Source organism: Streptomyces sp. NBC_01439, assembly GCF_036227605.1.
Classification (GTDB): Bacteria; Actinomycetota; Actinomycetes; order Streptomycetales; family Streptomycetaceae; genus Streptomyces.
Map to the genome: position 1 here is coordinate 7,918,641 of NZ_CP109487.1, position 18,658 is coordinate 7,937,298.

The window sequence follows — 18,658 nt, forward strand, 5'->3', positions numbered from 1 at the left end:
CCGCGGGCACGTGCAGCCGCACGCACCCGTATCCGGTCGGTATCCGCCCGGTCCGTCATCCCTTCGCGCCCTCGGCCCCACCGGGTCCACAGGAGAACGCTCGCGAAGGAGAGTTCCGTGACCCGCACGACCCCCGCCGCCGGACGGCCCACCGCGGCCACCGTGTACGGCTACCCCCGCCAGGGCCCCAACCGCGAACTGAAGAAGTCCGTCGAGGGCTACTGGAAGGGCCGCAACGACGCCGGAGCCCTCCGGGAAACCGCCCGCGAACTGCGCCGGACGAACTGGCAGCAGCTGGCCGACGCCGGCATCACCGAGGTGCCGACCGGTGACTTCTCGTACTACGACCACGTGCTGGACACCAGCGTGATGGTCGGCGCTGTCCCTGAGCGGCACCGCGCCGCCGTCGCGGCCGACCCCCTCGACGGGTACTTCGCCATGGCGCGCGGCACCCAGGACGTCGCGCCGCTGGAAATGACCAAGTGGTTCGACACCAACTACCACTACCTGGTGCCGGAGCTCGGCCCGGACACGGTCTTCACCGCCGACTCCACCAAGCAGGTCGCCGAGCTGCAGGAAGCGCTCGGGCTGGGCCACACCGCCCGCCCGGTCCTGGTCGGCCCCGTCACCTACCTGCTGCTGGCCAAGCCCGCCCCCGGCGTCGGCGCCCACTTCGACCCGCTCGCCCTGCTCGACCGGCTGCTGCCCGTCTACGCCCAGGTCCTGGCCGACCTGCGCGCCGCCGGAGCCGAGTGGGTGCAACTGGACGAGCCCGCCCTGGTGCAGGACCGCACCCCGGCCGAACTGAACGCCACCGCCCGCGCCTACCGGGAGCTCGGCGGCCGGAGCGACCGGCCCAAGCTGCTCGTCGCCTCCTACTTCGACCGGCTCGGCGAGGCCCTGCCCGTACTGGCCAAGGCCCCCGTCGAAGGTCTCGCCCTGGACTTCACCGAGGCCGCGGCCGGCAACCTCGAGGACCTCGCAGCCGTCGGGGGCCTACCGGGCAAGCGCCTCGTAGCCGGTGTCGTCGGCGGCCGCAACATCTGGATCAACGACTACGAGAAGTCCCTCGGCACCCTCGGCACCCTCCTGGGGCTCGCCGACCGGGTGGACGTGGCCGCCTCCTGCTCCCTGCTCCACGTGCCGCTGGACGCCACCGCCGAACGGGACGTCGACCCGCAGGTGAGGCGCTGGCTCGCCTTCGCACGCCAGAAGACCGCGGAGGTCGCCACGCTCGCCCGCGGTCTGGCCCGCGGCACGGACGCCATCGCCGCCGAACTCGCCGCCAACCGGGCCGACCTGGCCTCCCGCGCCGGCTCCGCCCTCACCCACGATCCGGCCGTCCGGGCCCGCACCGCCGCCGTCACCGACGCGGACGGGCGGCGCGCCCAGCCGTACCCGGAGCGGGCCGCCGCCCAGCGGGCGCACCTGGGTCTCCCGCTGCTTCCGACGACCACGATCGGATCGTTCCCGCAGACCACCGAACTGCGCACGGCCCGCGCCGACCTGCGGGCCGGGCGCATCGACACCGCCGGATACGAGGACCGCATCCGGGCCGAGATCCGGGAGGTCCTGGCCTTCCAGGAGAAGGCCGGCATCGACGTGCTGGTGCACGGCGAGCCCGAACGCAACGACATGGTCCAGTACTTCGCCGAGCAGCTCACCGGCTACCTGGCCACCCAGCACGGCTGGGTCCAGTCCTACGGCACCCGCTACGTCCGCCCGCCCGTGCTGGCCGGCGACGTCTCCCGCCCCGACCCGATGACCGTGCGCTGGACCACGTACGCCCAGTCGCAGACGCCCAAGCCGGTCAAGGGCATGCTGACCGGCCCCGTCACCATGCTCGCCTGGTCCTTCGTCCGCGACGACCAGCCACTCGGCGACACCGCCCGCCAGGTGGCGCTCGCCCTGCGCGACGAGGTGGGCGACCTGGAGGCGGCCGGCACCCCGGTCATCCAGGTCGACGAACCCGCCCTGCGCGAGACCCTCCCGCTGCGGGCCGCCGACCACGCCGCCTACCTCGCCTGGGCCACCGAGTCCTTCCGGCTCGCCACGGCCGGGGTGCGCCCGGACACCCAGATCCACACGCACATGTGCTACGCCGAGTTCGGTGACATCGTGGCGGCCATAGAGGACCTCGACGCCGATGTCATCAGCCTGGAGGCCGCCCGTTCCCACATGCAGGTCGCCGGTGAACTCGCGGGCGCCGGCTACCCGCGCGAGGTCGGTCCCGGTGTCTGGGACATCCATTCGCCGCGGATCCCCTCCGTCGCCGAGGCGACGGCCCTGCTGCGCAAGGGGTTGGGGGCCATCCCGGCGGAGCGGCTGTGGGTCAATCCCGACTGCGGCCTGAAGACCCGGGGTTGGCCGGAGACCAAGGCCTCCCTGGAGAACCTGGTCGAGGCGGCCCGGCAGGTGCGCGCCGAGGTCTAGGCCGGGCGCACGTCGGCGGCGGCCCTGTCGTCGCCGACGAGGCCCGCGACGTGGTCGGTGATCACATCGAGGATGTCCGTCGAAATCCTGTCGTCGCCGAGGACGAGGTGGTTCAGCGTCAGTCCGTCGGTCATGGCGGCCAGATAGCGGGCCAACACGTGCACGGGCACGCGGAGTTCGAAGGTCATGTGGTGCCGGAGCTGCTCGATTAGCTCGGTGTAGGTGTCGCAGTACCGCTCGTACTGCCGCCGCGCCAGGTGCTCGAAGTCCGGCCGGCGCAGGGCGTACTGGGTGAGTTCGTAGGTGAGCATGTGTTCGCCCGGGTGGGCGGACACGTGGTCCCAGTACGCCTGGAAGCCCGCCCGGACGGTCTCGCGAAGGGTGGCCTTCGGCTGGATCGCCTCCCTCACCAGGGCGACGCTGTGGTCGGTGATCGCCGCGATGACGGATTCGAGCAGGGCCTGCTTGGAGTCGAAGCAGTAGTGGAAGACGCTCAGGGACACGCCCGCCTCGGCGGCGATCGACCTGGTCGTCGTGGCGGCGACGCCGTCGCGGGTCATCGCGCGGATGGCGGCCTCGGTCAGCTGCCGGCGCCGCTCGGCCGAGGGCATCCGTGCCATGGGCGTTCCTTTCGGTCCGTGCTGCGGTGCGTGGTGCGTGGTGCGCTGTGTGGTGCCCCGGCCCCTGGACTTCCGTCGGCTCGATCAGCTGCTGAAAACGCCGACCTCGTGGAGCGAGTACCCCCACTTGGTGCCGCGCTGGAGTCCCTGGATGCGGACGTAGCGGGCCGGCACCCCGGAGAAGCGGGCCGTGTCCAGGCCGCCGTCACCGGCGGTCGTGGACCAGACGGTCTGCCAGTTCGTGTCGTCCGTGGAGACCTCGATGCGGTACGCCTTCCCGTATGCGGTCTCCCAGTCCAGGGTGATGCGCCCCACCCGGTTCGCGGACCCGAGGTCGATGCGCAGCCACTGGTTGTCGTTCCACTCGCTCGCCCAGCGGGTGCCCGAGTCCCCGTCCACGGCCCGGCCCGGGGAGTAGTTCACGAAGGGGTTCCACCACTCCGAGGTCGACGCCGAGGCCGGGGAGCCCGTGGCGAGGTTCACCGAGGACTTGTGCTTCTCGGAGTTCCCCCAGGTGGTCAGGTAGGACTCGGCGCCCTTGAACAGGTCGTCCACCACGCCCTGGCCGCCGACGAGGCGGATGTCCTCGATCCAGTCGGGGACCAGACCGTAGTGCGAGGCGCCGTCGGTGTTGAGGTCCCACGTGCGCGAGCCGGTGGTCTGCCGGTCGATGACGGAGCCGCCGTCGGTGCTGCGGAACGGGTAGCGCACCGGGTTCGGGGTGTTGGCTCCGCGCGGTCCGGGCCAGCCGCCGACACCGTTCATGTCGGTGCCGTACCCGTAGCCGACGTTGTACTTGTCGCGCAGCGCGTCCGTCCGCTTCGCCTCGGCGCTGAATCCCTCGGCGCCGCTCATGTACGAGGCGATGAAGCCGCCGAGCTTGTAGACCCGCTCGGTCCAGTCCATGTCCATCCAACTGTGCGAGGAGATCACACCCGGGTACGACTCGGACTCCATGATGTCGAAGGACCGGCCCGCGGCCTTCACGCTCATGTGGTCGACCTCGAGCATCATCTTGCGCTTCATCATGCCGCGCACCGCGTACTCGCCGAGTTCCGTGAGCCCGCGCGTGTTGCACTGGGCGTCGGCGGCGTAGGAGGGGATCGCCACCCCTTCGGGGAGTTTGCTCTGCACCGCGGGCGCGGCCGCCGCCAGTCCGATGGGGTTGTCGTGCTGGGGACCGGTGCACTTCTCCGTCTTCCAGAAGGTTCCGGTCGACAGGAACTGGCCCGCGTTGATGGCCGTACCGAGGGCTCCCTCGTCGAAGCGGACCCCGCACAGGGCGTTGTCGAACTTGTGGCACAGGAACATGCTGCGCACCCCGAGGCGGTACAGCTCGTCCAGGCCGCGGTCGATGTCCGCCTTGCTGCACTGCGCGACGTCCAGGATCTGCTTGCAGCCGAAGGGTTCGGAGGTCTCGACGCCGAGGACCACGGCCAGCTTGCCCTGCTGGACGACGTCACGGGCCTGCGCGGAGTCGGTGACGATCCGGAACCAGCCCTTGCCCGGTCCGCCGTACATCTTGTCGATGTAGGCCTGCATGTCGTAGGTCTTCTGCGCTTCGAGCCGGATGGCGGTCATCTCGTCGCAGCCGCGGTCCTTGAAGAAGTAGACCGAGCAGATGACGCCGTTGGTGACGAGGTCGTTCACGAGCACGCGCTGACCACCGCGCCAGGCCCGCTCGACCCAGGCGTAGTAGTTCTGCTGGTGCGTCAGCGAGTCGTGGGCGGGCCAGTCCTTGAAGGTCGGCCAGCCGTTCGGGTCGTGCTTGCCGTCACCACCCTTGGTGATGAAGTCGAAGATCGCGAGCGTGCCGTCGGGGTAGTGCTCGGGGCAGTCCTTGAGCGCGTCCGCTACCCCCGCCTCGGAGAACGGCTTGCCGCAGATGAGGCGGCCGCCGAAGCCCTCGTTGGACATCAGGTGGTCGTGCGCGTCGACGAAGCCCCGGACCCGTCCCTGGGCGTCGGTCCCCTTGAAGGGTTCGCCCGTGACGTTGATGTCGGAGTCGGGTGCGGGCCGCGCGACCGGGTTCCACCAGCCGGGATCGGCGGCGGAAGCGGGTACGGGGCCGAGCACCATGGCCACCACGGCGAGGAGCAATGACAGGACCGCCAGGGGCCTACGCCTGTGGTGCGTGTGTCGAGAAATGGTCATCACTCACGTCTTAAGGTCAGCCGGATGGCGCGGTCGTGGAGCCGGATCCGTTCGGGGGCACGACGCGCCACGGCCACAGGCGTGCTTTGTCATGGACCCAACAAGCGGTGGGACGAGAATCGCGACTGCCATCGACAGAGTCAATAGTCCGGGACGGTTGACCTGATGATTCATCAGATTCGCCGTTCCTTCACAAGGTCCACCCACCCGGGCGGCCCGGCTCGGCGCGGTACGCGAAAGCGCGCGCGAGCCGGGTCCGCCCCGCCCGGGGCGACGGCGCCGTGACGTCAGCGCGCGCCGTGCTCCAGCAGGTCCATTTCGGCCGGTGCGATCCCGAATCCGCGCTTCGTGGCCTTCGGGGTCGGCTTGCCGCAGAACGCCGCTTCGAGGGTGCCGCCGAGGGCCGTGTTCGCCTCGCCCTTGTTCGAGGTGTTCGCCATCGCGGAGAGGGAGCGGCGCCCGTCGCGGGTGGAGAAGGCGTAGGTGTAGAAGCCCTGCACGGTGCCGGTGTGCCCGTAGACCGAGGTGCCGCACGACAGGTCGTAGCGGCGCAGGCCGAGTCCGTAGAACCGGGTGTTGGTGGCATCGGTCGGCGTCGCGGTGAGCATCGCGTCCAGCATGGCGGCGGGCAGCAGCCGCCCGCCGAGCAGCGCGGACGTGAAGGTGTTCAGATCGGCGGGATTGGAGATCACCGCTCCGGCGGACTGGGCCCACGACACCGTCTGCTCGGTGGAGTCGACCAGCGGCGCCCCGGCCTCGTCGGGGTGGAGGTAGCCGCGCGTGTGCAGCCCCTTGATCTGCGTACTGGGGTGGACGTAGGAGGTGTTGCGCAGCTTCAGCGGCTTGAAGATGCGCCGCTCGTACTCCTTGGCCACTCCGTTGCCGGTGGCCTTCTCGATGAGCATGCCGACGACGACGAAGTTGGTGTTCGAGTACTTGTACGCGACGCCGGGCTCGGTCGTCCGGGGTTCGCGCAGCGAGAGGTCCACCAGCTCCTGGTAGCTGAACACCTTGTTGCGCACTGACTCGAAGCCCGGCACCGTGTGCTCGAACATGGCGTTCGTGTAGTCCGCCAGCCCGCTGCGGTGGCTCAGCAGATGACGCACCGTGATCCGGTCGTCGGGCAGCAGTCCGGGCAGGTACTGGTTGACGGCGGTGTCCAGGCCGATCCGGCCCTCGTTCACCAACTGCAGGAGGACGACGGAGGAGAAGGTCTTGCTGACGCTCCCGATCCGGAAGCGCGCCTGCGGGTCCATCGCCGAGCCCGTGGCCTTGTCGCGCACCCCCTCGGTCCGGACGCTGACCCCGCCGGGCCCGCTGAACCGCGCCAGGGCGCCGGGTGCACCGGCGGCGGTCGTGTTGCGCAACGCCTGGGTCAGCGCTTCGAGATCGGGGGCGGTCGGGGCGGTCGGGATGGTCGGGGCGGCGTGGGCGGTGGTCGCCGGAGCCACGGCGGCCATGACCGCGAGCAGGGCCGCACTGAGGGCCAGACGACGGTTCACGGGCAGGGGCACGATGCTCCTCGGGTGGGGGACGTACGGGTCGGACGACACGAGCCTACGCAAGATCATCGGACCGATCGGCCGCGAGCATGAGCCGGAACGCGCCAATTGTGAACGGCAGTTCAGCCACCCGGGCGAGCCGCTCGTCCGTCCCGATTCCACTGGCGGCGGGGCGCGGCGAGGTGCGGCGGGTCGCGGTGGGGTGCCCGGGTGCACCGCACCCAGGCACCTGCTCGGGGGTGCGCCCTAGTCTGGATCCGTGACCAGCAGCGATCTCGGAGACTTCCTGCGTGCCCGGCGCGCACGCCTGCGGCCGAACGACGTGGGACTCGTTTCCTACGGGCACCGCCGCGTGGCAGGGCTGCGCCGCGAGGAGGTGGCGGTCCTGGCCGGAATGAACAGCGACTACTACGCCCGGTTGGAACAGGGGCGCGAACGCGGCCCTTCCCCGCAGGTCCTCGACGCGATCAGCGGCGCCCTGCGACTGGACGGAGCGGCACGGGAACACCTCTTCCGGTTGGCGGGCACGGCGCCGGACGGTGACCGGCCGCAGCCGAGGGAGTCGATCGGACTTCCCCTGCGCCAACTCCTGGACGGGTACCCGGGCGCCCCGGCGTTCGTCCTCAATCCCGCCACCGACGTGCTGGCGGCCAACGCGATGGCCGACGCGTTGTTCTCCCCGTTCGCGCAGCGGGACAACCTCGCGCGCATGACGTTCCTCGACCCCGCGGCCCGGCCGTTCTTCGTCCGCTGGGACCGTGCGGCCGAGGCGGTGGTGGCCGGCCTGCGCCACGCGGCCGGGCTCGATCCGCACTACCCGCGCCTTAGGGCGCTGATCCGTGAACTCGGCGAGGTCAGCGCGGAGTTCGCGGCACTCTGGGCCGCCCACACCGTCCGCGGCAAGACCCGCGACACCAAGGAGTTCGATCACCCCGACATCGGACCGCTCACGCTCGGTTTTCAGTCCTTCGCCGTGCTCGGAGCGCCGGGTCAGCAACTGGTGATCTACCAGGCCGAACCGGACAGCCCCAGCGCCCGGGGCCTCGCGCTGCTCGGCAGCCTGCACGCCACCCGCCGCACGTCATGACCGCCTGGCGGCGGGGTCGCCGCGGCGTCGGGGAGGCGGCCGGCGCCATCCGCAGCACGCCGCCGTGCTGCCCACCCTCGCGGGTGGTGAGTTCCTGCAGGGGCTACGGGCCCTCGATCGGGCGCCGACCTGCGGTGATGGACCTGAAATATACTGGCGGGGTGACTGAGAACCCGCTGCCTCCCTGCCCCGAATGTGCGGGCGCGTACGCCTACGAGATGGGGGCGCTCCTGGTCTGCCCCGAGTGCGGGCACGAGTGGCCGCTCGCCCCCGGCGAGTCCGGCAGTGCCTCCGAGGAGCGGGTGATCAAGGACGCGGTCGGCAACGTACTGGCCGACGGGGACACCGTGACGGTGGTCAAGGGCCTGAAGGTCAAGGGCAGCCCGTCCGGGATCAAGGCGGGCACGAAGGTGCGCAACATCCGTCTGGTGGACGGCGTCGACGGTCATGACATCGACTGCAAGATCGAGGGGTTCGGCCCGATGCAGCTGAAGTCCAGCGTGGTCAGGAAGGTCTGATCCGACCTGCCGGGTCCGCCCCCCGGGGGCCGGTCCGGCAGGTCGGCGGAGCACGAAGGCGCCTGTTGGGCACGGTCCCGATCAGGCGCCTTCGTCGTTCTTCCGCAGGGGTGGAGCCGATCCGGCGGGCGGCTCATGAGCCGGCGCGCTCATGGGCCGACGGGATCGCCGGAGGTCGCCCCGGCCGGGGCGGGCCGGTCAGCGCGCGGCGTACATGCGGAGCGGGACGGTCGTCGCGGTGGCGATGGTCGCCGTGGCGGCGAAGATCACCTCGCCGTTCTGACGGGCGACGACGCGTACGGGATGGCGGTCCGGCGCGGTCGCTCCTTCGGTGTTCGGGAGCGTCTCGATCCAGCAGGCCGAGGTCAGCTCCGCGTAGCGGAAGAAACGAATCTCCATATCGGTCAGGACTCCCCGCCGGGGGTAGGCGGACCGGTACGCGGCCTGGCGCACGGCTTCTAGGAGCAGCATGCCCGGGGCGTGGTCGACGGGGTGGTCGAAGAGGATCGGGTGGTTGACGTCGGCCCGGAGCTGGGCGCGCCGCGTGGAGCTGGTGGGGGAGAGGACCACGTCGTGGAAGCGGTCGCGGCCCACGCGGCGGGGGGTCAGCGGTGGCGGAAGCGGGATCGTACGGGCGGCCACCTCGTCGAGGTCCGCGTTCTGGCCGCGCAGCCGCTGGTAGACGGCTTCGGGCTGATTGGTGAATCCGGCCTCGGCGGTGCCGAGGAACTCTCCGTCGCGGGTCGCGGTCACGTGCATGGTGAGACCCGCGAGTCTGCGGCCGCGGCGCGAGATGCCGGAGCAGCGGATGTGCAGCGAGATGTCGGCCGGGGTCGAACCGACGGCGAGGGCATCGGCGTTGGTCGAGTAGCTGAACGTGTCCCAGATCTGGCGGTGACCGAAGGGGACGTCGTACGCGACGTGGCTGAGGAGCGGTATGGCCTGGCGGACCGATTCGGCCAGGAGGAGGGGGTCGTGGTGACCGCCGTCCGGAGTGTAGAAGCTGTGGGTGCGGGGCCACTGGGCGGTGACGACGTACTCGTCCGGTGCGACGGTGCGCCATCCGGTGAGCAGGACTTCCGAGTGTGCGCTCTTGTGTACGTACTCCCGAGGTAAGGCGCTGCTGAGCGCGGCGACGGGTGAGGCGGAGTGATCAATGGACACAGTCATGGTTGAGCCCCCCTGGAACGTCGGACATGAGCTGGTGCTTGTTCGGCGCAGGTCCTAAAATAAAGGATGTTCGTTTTTTTTGTCGAGATTAGTTAGGTGCCCATGTCAGAACGAAAGCAGCAACGCGCCCCCCAACTCAGGGCAGTTCAGACCAAAGCGGCCATCCTGCGCGCCGCGGCCGAGGTGTTCGACGAGTTCGGCTTCAGCGGCGCCAGCATCAGCAAGATCATGAAGCGGGCAGACGTCACCCAGGGCGGGATGTACTTCCACTTCAGCTCCAAGGAGGAGCTCGCGTACGCCGTCATGGTCGGCCAGGGCGACGGCCTGGAGTTCCCCGCCGGGGAGGACGGCCTGCAGCACCTGGTGGACATCACGCTCTACCTCGCCGAGCAGCTCCGCCACAATCCGGTGCTCCGCGCCGGCGTCCGACTGGCCGTGGAGCAGGGCGAGTTCGGCCTGCGTGACGACGTCGCCTACCAGGCCTGGGTGCTGGAGTTCCGTCAGCAACTGCGCTTCGCCCGGGCCAAGGGCGAACTCCAGCCGGACGTCGACGACCACGAACTGGCCTGGGTGCTGGTCAGCTCCTTCACCGGGGCGCAGCTCTTCTCCCAGGCGTCCACCGGCCGGGCCGACCTGCCGCGGCGGATCGCTTCCCTGTGGCGCTACCTGCTGCCCGCCGTGGCAGCCGACGACATCCGGGGCGGGCTGCGCCTGACGCTGCCGCCGAGCGAACCGAAGTCGGAGTCCGAGGTGGAGTCGGAGTCGGGGCCGGAAGCGAAGCCGGCATCGGGGAAGCGGGCGTGAGTACCCCTCGAGTCGTCGTCACCGGTGCGACGGGCTTCGTGGGGTCGGCGGTGCTGCGCCGACTGACCGGGCGGGACCAGCAGGCCGAGGTCCGCACGGTGTCCCGCACGCAGGCCCGCACGGCCTTATCCGGAGCGCAGTGGGTGGGCGCGGACCTGACGAACGGACCGTCCCTGCGCGGGGTGTGCGACGGCTCGGACGTCCTGTTGTCCCTGGCCTCCTACGTCGGACCGGACGCAGAACGGTGCACTGCGGTCAACTTCGCCGGAACCGCGGCCCTGGTGGCCGAGGCCAGGCGGGCCGGAGTGGGGCGGATCATCCACCTGTCCACCTGCGCGGTCTACGGTCCGGGCCCCCATCGGGGGCGGGAAGCGGGCGAGTTGGTGCCCGCCCCGGTATCGGCGGCGAGCAGCAGCCGGCTGGCGGGGGAGGGGGCGGTGCTCGACGCGGGGGGACTGGTCCTGCGCGCGGGGCTCGTGCTGGGACGGGGCGACCGGTGGGCCGTACCGGCCCTCGTCGACTCCGTCCGGCGGGTACCGGCGCGGTGGGGCGCAGGAGCCGGGCTCGCCTCCTTCGTCGACGTCGACGACCTCGCGCGGCTCATCGTGGCGCTCGCGCTCGGCGCCGGCGCCGCGGCCGACGCAACGGGCGTCCTGCACGCCCACCACCCCGAGCCGGTGCGCAACAGGGACCTCATGGACGTTCTCGCCGAGCACCGCGTGTTGCCGGCGCGGCCCGACGTCGACTGGTCGTGGCGCAGGTGCCTGGACGCCCTGGCCGCGACTCCGGGATGGGTGAGCGAGCGTCAGTTCACGCTGCTGGCCGGTGACCACTGGTACCGCGCCGACGAGGCATGGGAGCGGGCCGGGATCGCACCGGGGCCCGGCCCGCTGAGCCGGATCGGCCCGGCGGCCCAGTGGTACCGGGAGAGGGGCGGGGCCGCCCCGGGGTGATGGCGATCTGCCAAAGCCGCAGTGGGATGGGGCGTGGGCGGGCTGTGCCGAGCAGGGGGGCGGGTAGCGTCCGCAGCACAGCCGTTCACCCCTGAAGGAGTGGAAATGTCCGACCTTTCGAACATCGTCAAGGCGTATGACGTGCGTGGCGTCGTGCCGGACGAGTGGGACGAGTCCCTGGCCGAGCTGTTCGGTGCCGCGTTCGTCGAGGTCGTGGGGGCGGCGGTGGGGGCGATCGTGATCGGTCATGACATGCGTCCGTCGTCGCCGGGTCTGTCGGCTGCGTTCGCGCGGGGTGCGGCGGCGCGGGGTGTGGACGTCACGTTGATCGGGTTGTGTTCGACGGATCAGCTGTACTACGCGTCGGGTTCGCTCGGTCTGCCGGGTGCGATGTTCACGGCGTCGCACAATCCGGCGCAGTACAACGGCATCAAGTTGTGTCGTGCGGGTGCGGCTCCGGTGGGTCAGGACACGGGTCTGTCGCAGATCCGTGCGTTGGTGGAGAAGTGGTCCGACGAGGGCGCGCCCGCGATCCCCGGGGGCACCGTCCCCGGCACGATCACGGAGCAGGACACCCTCACCGGTTATGCCGCGCACCTGAAGGGTCTGGTGGACCTGGGGTCGATCCGGCCGTTGAAGGTCGTGGTGGATGCGGGCAACGGCATGGGCGGCCACACGGTCCCGACGGTGTTCGAGGGTCTGCCGTTGGACGTGGTGCCGATGTACTTCGAGTTGGACGGGACGTTCCCGAACCACGAGGCCAACCCGTTGGACCCGAAGAACATCGTGGACTTGCAGGCCCGTGTTTTGGCGGAGGGTGCGGATCTGGGGATCGCGTTCGACGGTGATGCGGACCGTTGCTTCATCGTGGACGAGCGGGGTGTGGGTGTGTCGCCGTCGGCGATCACGGCGTTGGTCGCGGCGCGTGAGCTGGCCCGCAACGGCGGCACCGGCACGGTGATCCACAACCTGATCACTTCCTGGTCCGTCCCGGAGGTCGTCCGCGAGAACGGTGGCACCCCCGTCCGTACCCGCGTCGGTCATTCCTTCATCAAGGAGGAGATGGCGAAGACGGGTGCGATCTTCGGTGGTGAGCATTCTGCGCACTACTACTTCAAGGACTTCTGGAACGCGGACACGGGCATGTTGGCGGCGTTGCACGTGCTGGCGGCGTTGGGTGGTCAGGACGGTCCGTTGTCGGAGCTGGTGGCCTCCTACGACCGGTACGCGGGCTCGGGGGAGATCAACTCCACGGTCGCGGACCAGGCGGCCCGTCTGGCGGCGGTGAAGGAGACGTACGGCAACGTCGAGGGTGTCGAGCTGGACGAGCTCGATGGTCTGACGGTGACGGCGGAGGACTGGTGGTTCAACGTCCGTGCTTCCAACACCGAACCGTTGCTGCGGTTGAACGTGGAGGCCCGTGACGAGGCCACCCTGGCCAAGGTCCGCGACGAGGCCCTCGCCCTCATCCGCGCCTGAGCCGCCGCTTCAGGCCGGGCTCCGCCCCATCAAGCCCCGCCGGCGATTGAGCAGGGCCCCAGCGATAGCTGGGGGACGGTCCCGGCGGAGCCCGGAGCCCGGAGCCGCGGGCCCGCCGGAGCCGCTTCGCTCAGGCGGAGCGCCGTCCCCGCTCCTCGCGCTCCCGCACTGCGTACGCGTACGCCGCTGACATCAGCGTCATGTGATGGTGCCAACCCGGGAAGGACCGCCCCTCGAAGTCGAGGAGCCCGAATTCGTCGGCCAGCGAGCCGAGCACCGCGCTGGACCGGGCCGATCGCCGTACCAGGTGCAGCAGGTCGTCCATCCGGTGGCGGTTCATGTTGGTGAGCCAGACGGGCCCACCGCCCCGCCGGTCCGGCCGCCGTTCGCCGAACAGCCGGTAGATCTGCTGGGCACCGCGCCCTGCCGATTCCCCCTCCGGCAACCGGACCAGTGCCGAGTGGATGCGCTGCCGCTGCGGAAGCGCATCGGGGCCGGCGGACGGCGGGGTGTACGGGTGGCTGGTGTTGCCCAGCCGGGCGAAGTCGCCAGCGGTGGTCCCGCTGCGCCCGGGCGTGCGCGCGCGATCGCCGCCCTGCGCCAGGGCGGCCGTGCGGACCGTGAGGGTGGGCGGTACGGACACCAGGAAGTCGTGCCCGCGGCGGCTGAGCACGCCGATGAGCGCGGCGGCGCCGCCGAGGCGGCTCAGGTCGGCGACCACGGGGGGATGCGCCGACGAGGTGCGGGCGGCTATCGAGTCGACGAGCTCCAGTACGAGGGCCTCCGGAGCCTGGTGGACGACCCCGGGGGAGATGCGTGCCCGGCGGCGCAGGACGGGATCCGTCACCCAGGCCTCGGGAAGGGCCAGCCGCCAGTCGACGGGCACGTTCATGCCGTCCAGGGAGAGGAAGAGGCAGAAGCCCAACTGGCAGTTGACGATGCGTCCGGCGGCCGGGTCGAAGCGGCGGTGCACGCCGACCGAGTGCTCACCGCGTTTGGGGAAGCACACCTGCTCGATCGCCCAGGCCCGCACGGGGTTCTGCTCCTCCACCCACCGGAGCAGTTCGGTGCGGGCCGGATTCCAGTCCCAGGGGCTCGCGTTGATGAACTGCTGGAGGGACTGGGAGGCGGTGGGGGACTCGGTGACGGACGCCGCGAGCCTGCGTACGGACTTCTTCCCCGGGGTGGTGAGCAGTCCCTGGAGGTAGACCCGGGCCCAGCGCCGCTGGTCGGCTCTCGGTAAGTGACCGAAGAGGCGTTCCGTGAAGTCGGCCAGGGCGGTGTCACCGGCTGCCAGGGCTCTGGTTCTTTCCCGTGTCGTCATCTGTCTCCGCCTCCACTGCGGACGTCGGCGTGCACCGTCGGCACTCCCCATAGAATACAGAACGTTCGTTTTTTTCTAGCGAACCTATGGCGCCCCGCCCACTACTTCGGCACGTTGGACCCGGAGGCCTGCGGCACCCCTGCCGCAGCCGTGCCGGGCCGCCCTCCGGGGGAGTCGGGGCACGGGCGCTTCTTCGTCAAGTCGGCGTTGTCGGCGGTCGCCGCCGGGGCGACGCTGGAGGTCGCCATCTCCGTGCGGGGCGGGGTGGTGTGTGAGGAACGACCTGGATGGCAGTGATAGCGCAGTGGTGAAGCAAGAGCGCGGCGTACGCACCCGAAACCATCTGATCTCGGTGGCAGCCGTTGAATTCGACCGCAATGGGTACGACGGGACCTCCCTTTCCCTGTTGAGCCGCTCCGCCGGAATTTCGATCGGAGCGCTCACCTTTCATTTCGCAGCGAAGGGGGAGTTGGCTTCCGCAGTCGAGGATTCGGGACGCGCGGCCACCCGCAGGGTGGTCGAGGGGGTGACGGCCCGTGGCGGCCCGGCGTTGGACACCGTTTCCGCGCTCGTCCTCGCTCTCGGCCGGCTGATCGAGACGGACGCGGCCGTGCGCGCCGCGGCGCGGCTGACCCAGGAGCGGGTGGGCGCCGGACCGGACTGGTGCGGCTGCTGGCTCCCTGACGTCAAGGAGCTGCTCGAGCAGGCCGCCGAGCAAGGTCAGTTGGACCCCGAGGTCGACCCGCGCCCGGTCACCCTCCTCACGGCGCACCTGGTGGGTGGCGTCGTCACCCGGGTGCGCCGGGGCCGGGGCGAGTGCCCCGGCGCGGTGACCGGTGAGCTCCGGGAGCTGTGGCGGCTCATCCGGCGGGGCATCGCGGCCGGCGCGGACCCGGAAATGCCCAAGTAGGAGGAGAAGCAGGGTAATTCAAGCCAGTGGAGCGCGCTGCGCCCTAGCGTCGATGGCATGAATTCCACACCTCACCGGATAACCAAAGCAGTCATCCCCGCCGCGGGACTCGGCACGCGATTCCTCCCGCTGACCAAGGCCACCCCGAAGGAAATGCTTCCGGTGGTCGACAAGCCGGCCATCCAGTACGTGGTGGAAGAGGCCGTGGCGGCGGGGATGTCCGACATCCTCATGGTCACCGGCCGCAACAAGCGGCCGCTGGAAGACCACTTCGACCGCAACTACGAGCTGGAGGAGTCCCTCCAGCGCCGGGGCGATCAGGACAAACTCAGGAGCGTCTGCGCCTCCACCGAACTCGCCGACATCCACTACGTGCGCCAGCGGGACCCCAAGGGCCTCGGGCACGCCGTCCTGTGCGCCGCGCCCCACGTCGGCCGGGAGCCCTTCGCCGTCCTCCTGGCCGACGACCTGATCGACCCCCGCGACCCCCTGCTCGCCCGCATGGCCGAGGTGCGGGAGCGGCTCGGCGGCAGTGTCGTGGCCCTCATGGAAGTGGATCCGCAGGCTATCCACCTGTACGGATGCGCCGCGGTGGACCGGCCGGCCGGTGGTGACGGCGTCCGCATCACCGAGCTGGTGGAGAAGCCGGAGCCCGGTACCGCGCCCAGCAACCTGGCCGTCATCGGCCGCTACCTCCTCGATCCCGAGATCTTCGAGGTCCTGCGGGACACCGCCCCGGGGCGCGGCGGCGAAATCCAGCTCACGGACGCGCTGCGCACGCTGGTCCATGCCGGACGCCCGGTGCACGGCGTCGTCTTCTCCGGCCGGCGCTACGACACCGGGGACCGCGCGGAGTACCTGCGCGCGACGGTCAGGCTCGCGTGCGAGCGCCCCGACCTCGGACCTGAATTCCTCTCCTGGCTAAGGGAGTTCGTGCGGTCGGAGGAGCTCGTGGGGGTCTGAAGGGCCGCCCGGTGGGCGACCGGGGAACTTCCGCGGTCGCCCACCCCACCCGGCACTCCCGCGCCAACTTGCCCAAATCTCAGCGGTGTTCGGCCTCCCAATTGGTTACCGAACGGTAATTACGTAATTTCTTCTCCGGGGTCGCCGCCCCGCCCAACGGAGCGGCACCCGAAGCACCGAGTGCACGGAAGGAGGTGAACTTCATGGACGAGCCGAACCCGCGGTACGCGACGCAACCCCCCGACGTCGCGACCGAGGTACCGCTCGGCGCACTGCTCGCCGCGGATTCCCCCCGCACCCTCAAGGTGGACGAGAGCCATGCACAGGCCCTCGCCCACTCCGGCCGGACGCTGCCGCCGCTGCTCGTGCACCGCCCCACCATGCGGATCATCGACGGCACGCACCGGTTGCGGGCCGCCGTACTGCGCGGGCGGGACACGGTGCCGGTGACGTACTTCGATGGCAGCGCCGAGGACGCGTTCGTGCTCTCGGTCGAGGCCAACATCAGTCACGGGCTCCCGCTGACCCACGCGGAACGGACCGCTGCGGCGTTACGGATCCTGCGGTCCCACCCCGACTGGTCCGACCGCGGCATCGCGCGGCGGACCGGGCTGGCGGGCAAGACCGTCGGGGCACTACGACGCCGTGAGGTTCCGGGGCCCGCCCCGCCGGGCCGCGTCGGCCAGGACGGCCGCGTCCGGCCGGCCGACCCGGTCCGCGGCCGGGAGGCCGCGGCCCGGCTGCTGGCCGGCCGCCCCACGGCGTCGCTGCGACAGATCGCGCGGGAGGCGGGCATCGCGCCCTCGACCGTGCGGGACGTACGGCGCCGGATCGGGGCGGGCGCGGATCCCGTACCGGCGGCGCAGCGGCGCTCCGGCAACGCTCCGCCCCCCGCACCACCACCGGTCCCCGCGCGGGTCCGGGGGCAGCCACTGCCCGCACTGGTCACCAGCCTGTGCAAGGACCCCCTGCTCAGGCTGAGCGAGGCGGGCAGGCTCCTGCTCCGCATGCTCGACCTCCAGGTGAGCGGATTGCGCCAGTGGGAGCGGATCGTCGCCGCAATACCCCCGTACCGCGTGGAGACGGCGGCCGACGCGGCCGCCCAGTGCGCACGGGACTGGCAGGAACTGTCCGAAGAACTCCGGCGCCGTGCCTCGGCGCACACCCCTGCCTGAGCCGGCTTCCCCGGCGAGTACCGGCCTTCGCGTCGGAAGGCCCCAGTTGTGATCGAAAGGACGTATGGCGATGTCGGTTGTCGAGGGAGCGCGTGTTGACGCGGGTTCAGGGGAGGGGGGAGGAGCCGAGGGGCCCGTTCGTTTGGACGGGCGTCTGAAGTTGGTGCTGGTGGTGCTGCTGGTGGCGCAGTTCATGCTGGCGGTTGATTTCTCGATTTTGAACGTGGCGTTGCCGGTGATCGGTGACGGGCTCGGTTTCTCGTTGTCAAACCTGCAGTGGATCGCGACGTCGTTCGCGTTGTGCGCCGCGGGCTTCACCCTGCTGTTCGGGCGGGTCGCGGACCTGTTCGGGCGGCGGCGGTTGTTCCTGGTGGGTCTGGCGGTGCTGGGCCTGTCCTCGCTCGTGGGCGGTCTGGCGACGTCGCCGGAGATGCTGATCGCCGCGCGGGTGTTCCAGGGTCTGGCGACCGCCGCGGTGACGCCGGCCGGTCTGTCGCTGCTCACCACCTCGTTCCCCGAGGGTCCGCTCCGTGAGAAGGCCCTCGGCCTGAACGGTGCCCTGATGTCGGCTGGGTTCACGACGGGCGCGATCCTGGGTGGTGTCCTGACGGATCTGCTGTCGTGGCGGTGGGCGTTCTTCATCAACGTCCCCGTCGCCCTGGCGGTGTTGTTCATCGCTCCTACGGTGATCAAGGAGTCGCGTCCGTCGGTGCGTCCGAAGCTCGACCTGCCGGGCGCGACGGCCGTCACGCTGGGTCTGCTCGCGCTGATCTACGGGTTGACGCAGGCGGGCGAGCACGGTTGGGGTGCGCCTTCGGCGCTGGGCTGGCTGGCCGCGGGCGTGGTGCTGCTGGTCGTCTTCTACGCCATCGAGTCGAAGAGCTCGGCCCCGCTGGTGCCGGTTTCGGTGTTGAAGAAGAAGACGGTCGCGTGGGGCAACATCGCGGGTCTGATCGCGTTCCTCACCGAGACCAGCCTGGTCTTCCTGATGACGCTCTACCTCCAGGAGGTGCTGGACTTCTCGCCGCTCACGGCGGGTCTGTCCTTCGGCGTCCTGGGCATCGGCACCGTGATCGGTGGTTCGATCGCTCCGCGGGTGATCGGTGCGGTGGGAACGAGGTCGACGCTGATCATCGGTGGTGTGCTGCAGGCGGTGGCGACGCTGAGCCTGGTGGCGCTGGGCGAGACGTCGGCGTCGATGTGGCTGCTGCTGATCGCCACGTTCGCCGGTGGTGTCGGCAACATGCTGGTGATCGTCGGGTTTATGGTGACTGCGACGACGGGTCTGCCGGACCACGAGCAGGGCATGGCGACGGGTCTGGCGACGATGACGCAGCAGGTCGGCATCACGATGGGCACGCCGATCATGTCGGCGATCGCCGCCGCCAACACGGACATCCATGCGGGGATCACGACCGCGGTCATCGTGAACACCGCGATCGTCGTGGTCGGCATCCTCACCACCGTCCTCTTCCTCCGGAACAAGGCCGCGAAGGACCTCGCCGCCGCCGGCTGAACCCCCTGACCGACCCTCCCCTCCCAGAGGCGCTCCGGCACGGTCCCCCT

Annotated in this window: 15 protein-coding genes; 10 read left to right on the forward strand and 5 right to left on the reverse strand. The window is 70.5% G+C overall.

Features of this window, described 5'->3' with window-relative positions; translation table 11 throughout:
• Positions 1–117: 117 nt before the first annotated feature.
• Entirely contained in the window at positions 118–2,433 is a 2,316-nt protein-coding gene (gene metE, locus OG207_RS36170) for a 5-methyltetrahydropteroyltriglutamate--homocysteine S-methyltransferase (protein WP_329104671.1), read from the forward strand.
• Here the strand turns inward: metE and OG207_RS36175 are convergent.
• The 3 genes from OG207_RS36175 to OG207_RS36185 form a co-directional block, all read right to left on the reverse strand.
• Entirely contained in the window at positions 2,430–3,053 is a 624-nt protein-coding gene (locus OG207_RS36175; RefSeq protein ID WP_329104673.1) for a TetR/AcrR family transcriptional regulator, read from the reverse strand. The two genes, metE and OG207_RS36175, sit on opposite strands and share 4 nt — an antisense overlap.
• A gap of 84 nt (positions 3,054–3,137) precedes the next feature.
• Positions 3,138–5,207, reverse strand: a complete 2,070-nt coding sequence (locus OG207_RS36180) for a galactose-binding domain-containing protein (protein WP_329104675.1) — start codon at positions 5,205–5,207, stop codon at positions 3,138–3,140.
• 287 nt (positions 5,208–5,494) lie between these two features.
• A complete protein-coding gene (locus OG207_RS36185; protein ID WP_329104677.1) occupies positions 5,495–6,721 on the reverse strand; it encodes a serine hydrolase domain-containing protein in 1,227 nt (408 codons plus the stop codon).
• A gap of 247 nt (positions 6,722–6,968) precedes the next feature.
• On the opposite strand from OG207_RS36185, the gene OG207_RS36190 reads away from it, so the two are divergent.
• Both OG207_RS36190 and OG207_RS36195 read left to right on the forward strand, forming a co-directional pair.
• Positions 6,969–7,796: a helix-turn-helix transcriptional regulator gene (locus tag OG207_RS36190; protein ID WP_329104679.1), complete on the forward strand. Its 828-nt coding sequence runs from the start codon at positions 6,969–6,971 to the stop codon at positions 7,794–7,796.
• A 161-nt stretch (positions 7,797–7,957) separates the two neighbouring features.
• Entirely contained in the window at positions 7,958–8,314 is a 357-nt protein-coding gene (locus OG207_RS36195) for a zinc ribbon domain-containing protein YjdM (RefSeq protein ID WP_329104681.1), read from the forward strand.
• A 198-nt stretch (positions 8,315–8,512) separates the two neighbouring features.
• Here the strand turns inward: OG207_RS36195 and OG207_RS36200 are convergent, their stop codons facing one another.
• A complete protein-coding gene (locus OG207_RS36200) occupies positions 8,513–9,484 on the reverse strand; it encodes a ScbA/BarX family gamma-butyrolactone biosynthesis protein (RefSeq protein WP_329104683.1) in 972 nt (323 codons plus the stop codon).
• Between the two features lie 102 nt (positions 9,485–9,586).
• On the opposite strand from OG207_RS36200, the gene OG207_RS36205 reads away from it, so the two are divergent.
• The 3 genes from OG207_RS36205 to OG207_RS36215 all read left to right on the forward strand — a co-directional run bounded on the left by OG207_RS36205 (position 9,587) and on the right by OG207_RS36215 (position 12,720).
• Positions 9,587–10,288, forward strand: coding sequence for a ScbR family autoregulator-binding transcription factor (locus OG207_RS36205; RefSeq protein WP_329104685.1), 702 nt, complete (start codon positions 9,587–9,589; stop codon positions 10,286–10,288).
• On the forward strand, positions 10,285–11,241 hold the full coding sequence (locus tag OG207_RS36210) for an NAD-dependent epimerase/dehydratase family protein (protein ID WP_329104688.1): 957 nt from the start codon (positions 10,285–10,287) through the stop codon (positions 11,239–11,241). The genes OG207_RS36205 and OG207_RS36210 overlap by 4 nt, the downstream gene beginning before the upstream one ends.
• Positions 11,242–11,346: 105 nt before the next feature.
• Positions 11,347–12,720 carry a phosphomannomutase/phosphoglucomutase gene (locus OG207_RS36215; RefSeq protein ID WP_329104690.1) on the forward strand — a complete coding sequence of 458 codons (1,374 nt, stop codon included), beginning with the start codon at positions 11,347–11,349 and terminating at the stop codon, positions 12,718–12,720.
• A 130-nt stretch (positions 12,721–12,850) separates the two neighbouring features.
• On the opposite strand, the gene OG207_RS36220 is transcribed toward OG207_RS36215, so the two are convergent.
• Entirely contained in the window at positions 12,851–14,044 is a 1,194-nt protein-coding gene (locus OG207_RS36220) for an IS701 family transposase (RefSeq protein ID WP_329104693.1), read from the reverse strand.
• Between the two features lie 352 nt (positions 14,045–14,396).
• Here OG207_RS36220 and OG207_RS36225 point away from each other — a divergent pair, with 352 nt between their 5' ends.
• The 4 genes from OG207_RS36225 to OG207_RS36240 all read left to right on the forward strand — a co-directional run bounded on the left by OG207_RS36225 (position 14,397) and on the right by OG207_RS36240 (position 18,608).
• Complete coding sequence (locus tag OG207_RS36225; protein WP_329104695.1) at positions 14,397–14,954, forward strand: TetR/AcrR family transcriptional regulator; 558 nt, start codon at positions 14,397–14,399, stop codon at positions 14,952–14,954.
• Between the two features lie 57 nt (positions 14,955–15,011).
• Positions 15,012–15,917, forward strand: a complete 906-nt coding sequence (galU, locus tag OG207_RS36230; RefSeq protein ID WP_329104697.1) for a UTP--glucose-1-phosphate uridylyltransferase GalU — start codon at positions 15,012–15,014, stop codon at positions 15,915–15,917.
• Between the two features lie 203 nt (positions 15,918–16,120).
• Positions 16,121–17,092, forward strand: coding sequence for a ParB/RepB/Spo0J family partition protein (locus OG207_RS36235; RefSeq protein WP_329104699.1), 972 nt, complete (start codon positions 16,121–16,123; stop codon positions 17,090–17,092).
• A 70-nt stretch (positions 17,093–17,162) separates the two neighbouring features.
• Complete coding sequence (locus OG207_RS36240; protein ID WP_329104702.1) at positions 17,163–18,608, forward strand: MFS transporter; 1,446 nt, start codon at positions 17,163–17,165, stop codon at positions 18,606–18,608.
• The last annotated feature ends 50 nt before the right edge of the window (positions 18,609–18,658 follow it).

Bases quoted from the DNA above. Each gene is read 5' to 3' on its own strand.
- OG207_RS36175 (WP_329104673.1), bottom strand. From the start codon at position 3,053: ATGGCACGGATGCCCTCGGCCGAGCGGCGCCGGCAGCTGACCGAGGCC.
- OG207_RS36180 (WP_329104675.1), bottom strand. From the start codon at position 5,207: ATGACCATTTCTCGACACACGCACCACAGGCGTAGGCCCCTGGCGGTC.
- OG207_RS36200 (WP_329104683.1), bottom strand. From the start codon at position 9,484: ATGACTGTGTCCATTGATCACTCCGCCTCACCCGTCGCCGCGCTCAGC.
- OG207_RS36205 (WP_329104685.1), top strand. From the start codon at position 9,587: ATGTCAGAACGAAAGCAGCAACGCGCCCCCCAACTCAGGGCAGTTCAG.
- OG207_RS36215 (WP_329104690.1), top strand. From the start codon at position 11,347: ATGTCCGACCTTTCGAACATCGTCAAGGCGTATGACGTGCGTGGCGTC.
- OG207_RS36220 (WP_329104693.1), bottom strand. From the start codon at position 14,044: ATGACGACACGGGAAAGAACCAGAGCCCTGGCAGCCGGTGACACCGCC.
- galU (WP_329104697.1), top strand. From the start codon at position 15,012: ATGAATTCCACACCTCACCGGATAACCAAAGCAGTCATCCCCGCCGCG.
- OG207_RS36235 (WP_329104699.1), top strand. From the start codon at position 16,121: ATGGACGAGCCGAACCCGCGGTACGCGACGCAACCCCCCGACGTCGCG.
- OG207_RS36240 (WP_329104702.1), top strand. From the start codon at position 17,163: ATGTCGGTTGTCGAGGGAGCGCGTGTTGACGCGGGTTCAGGGGAGGGG.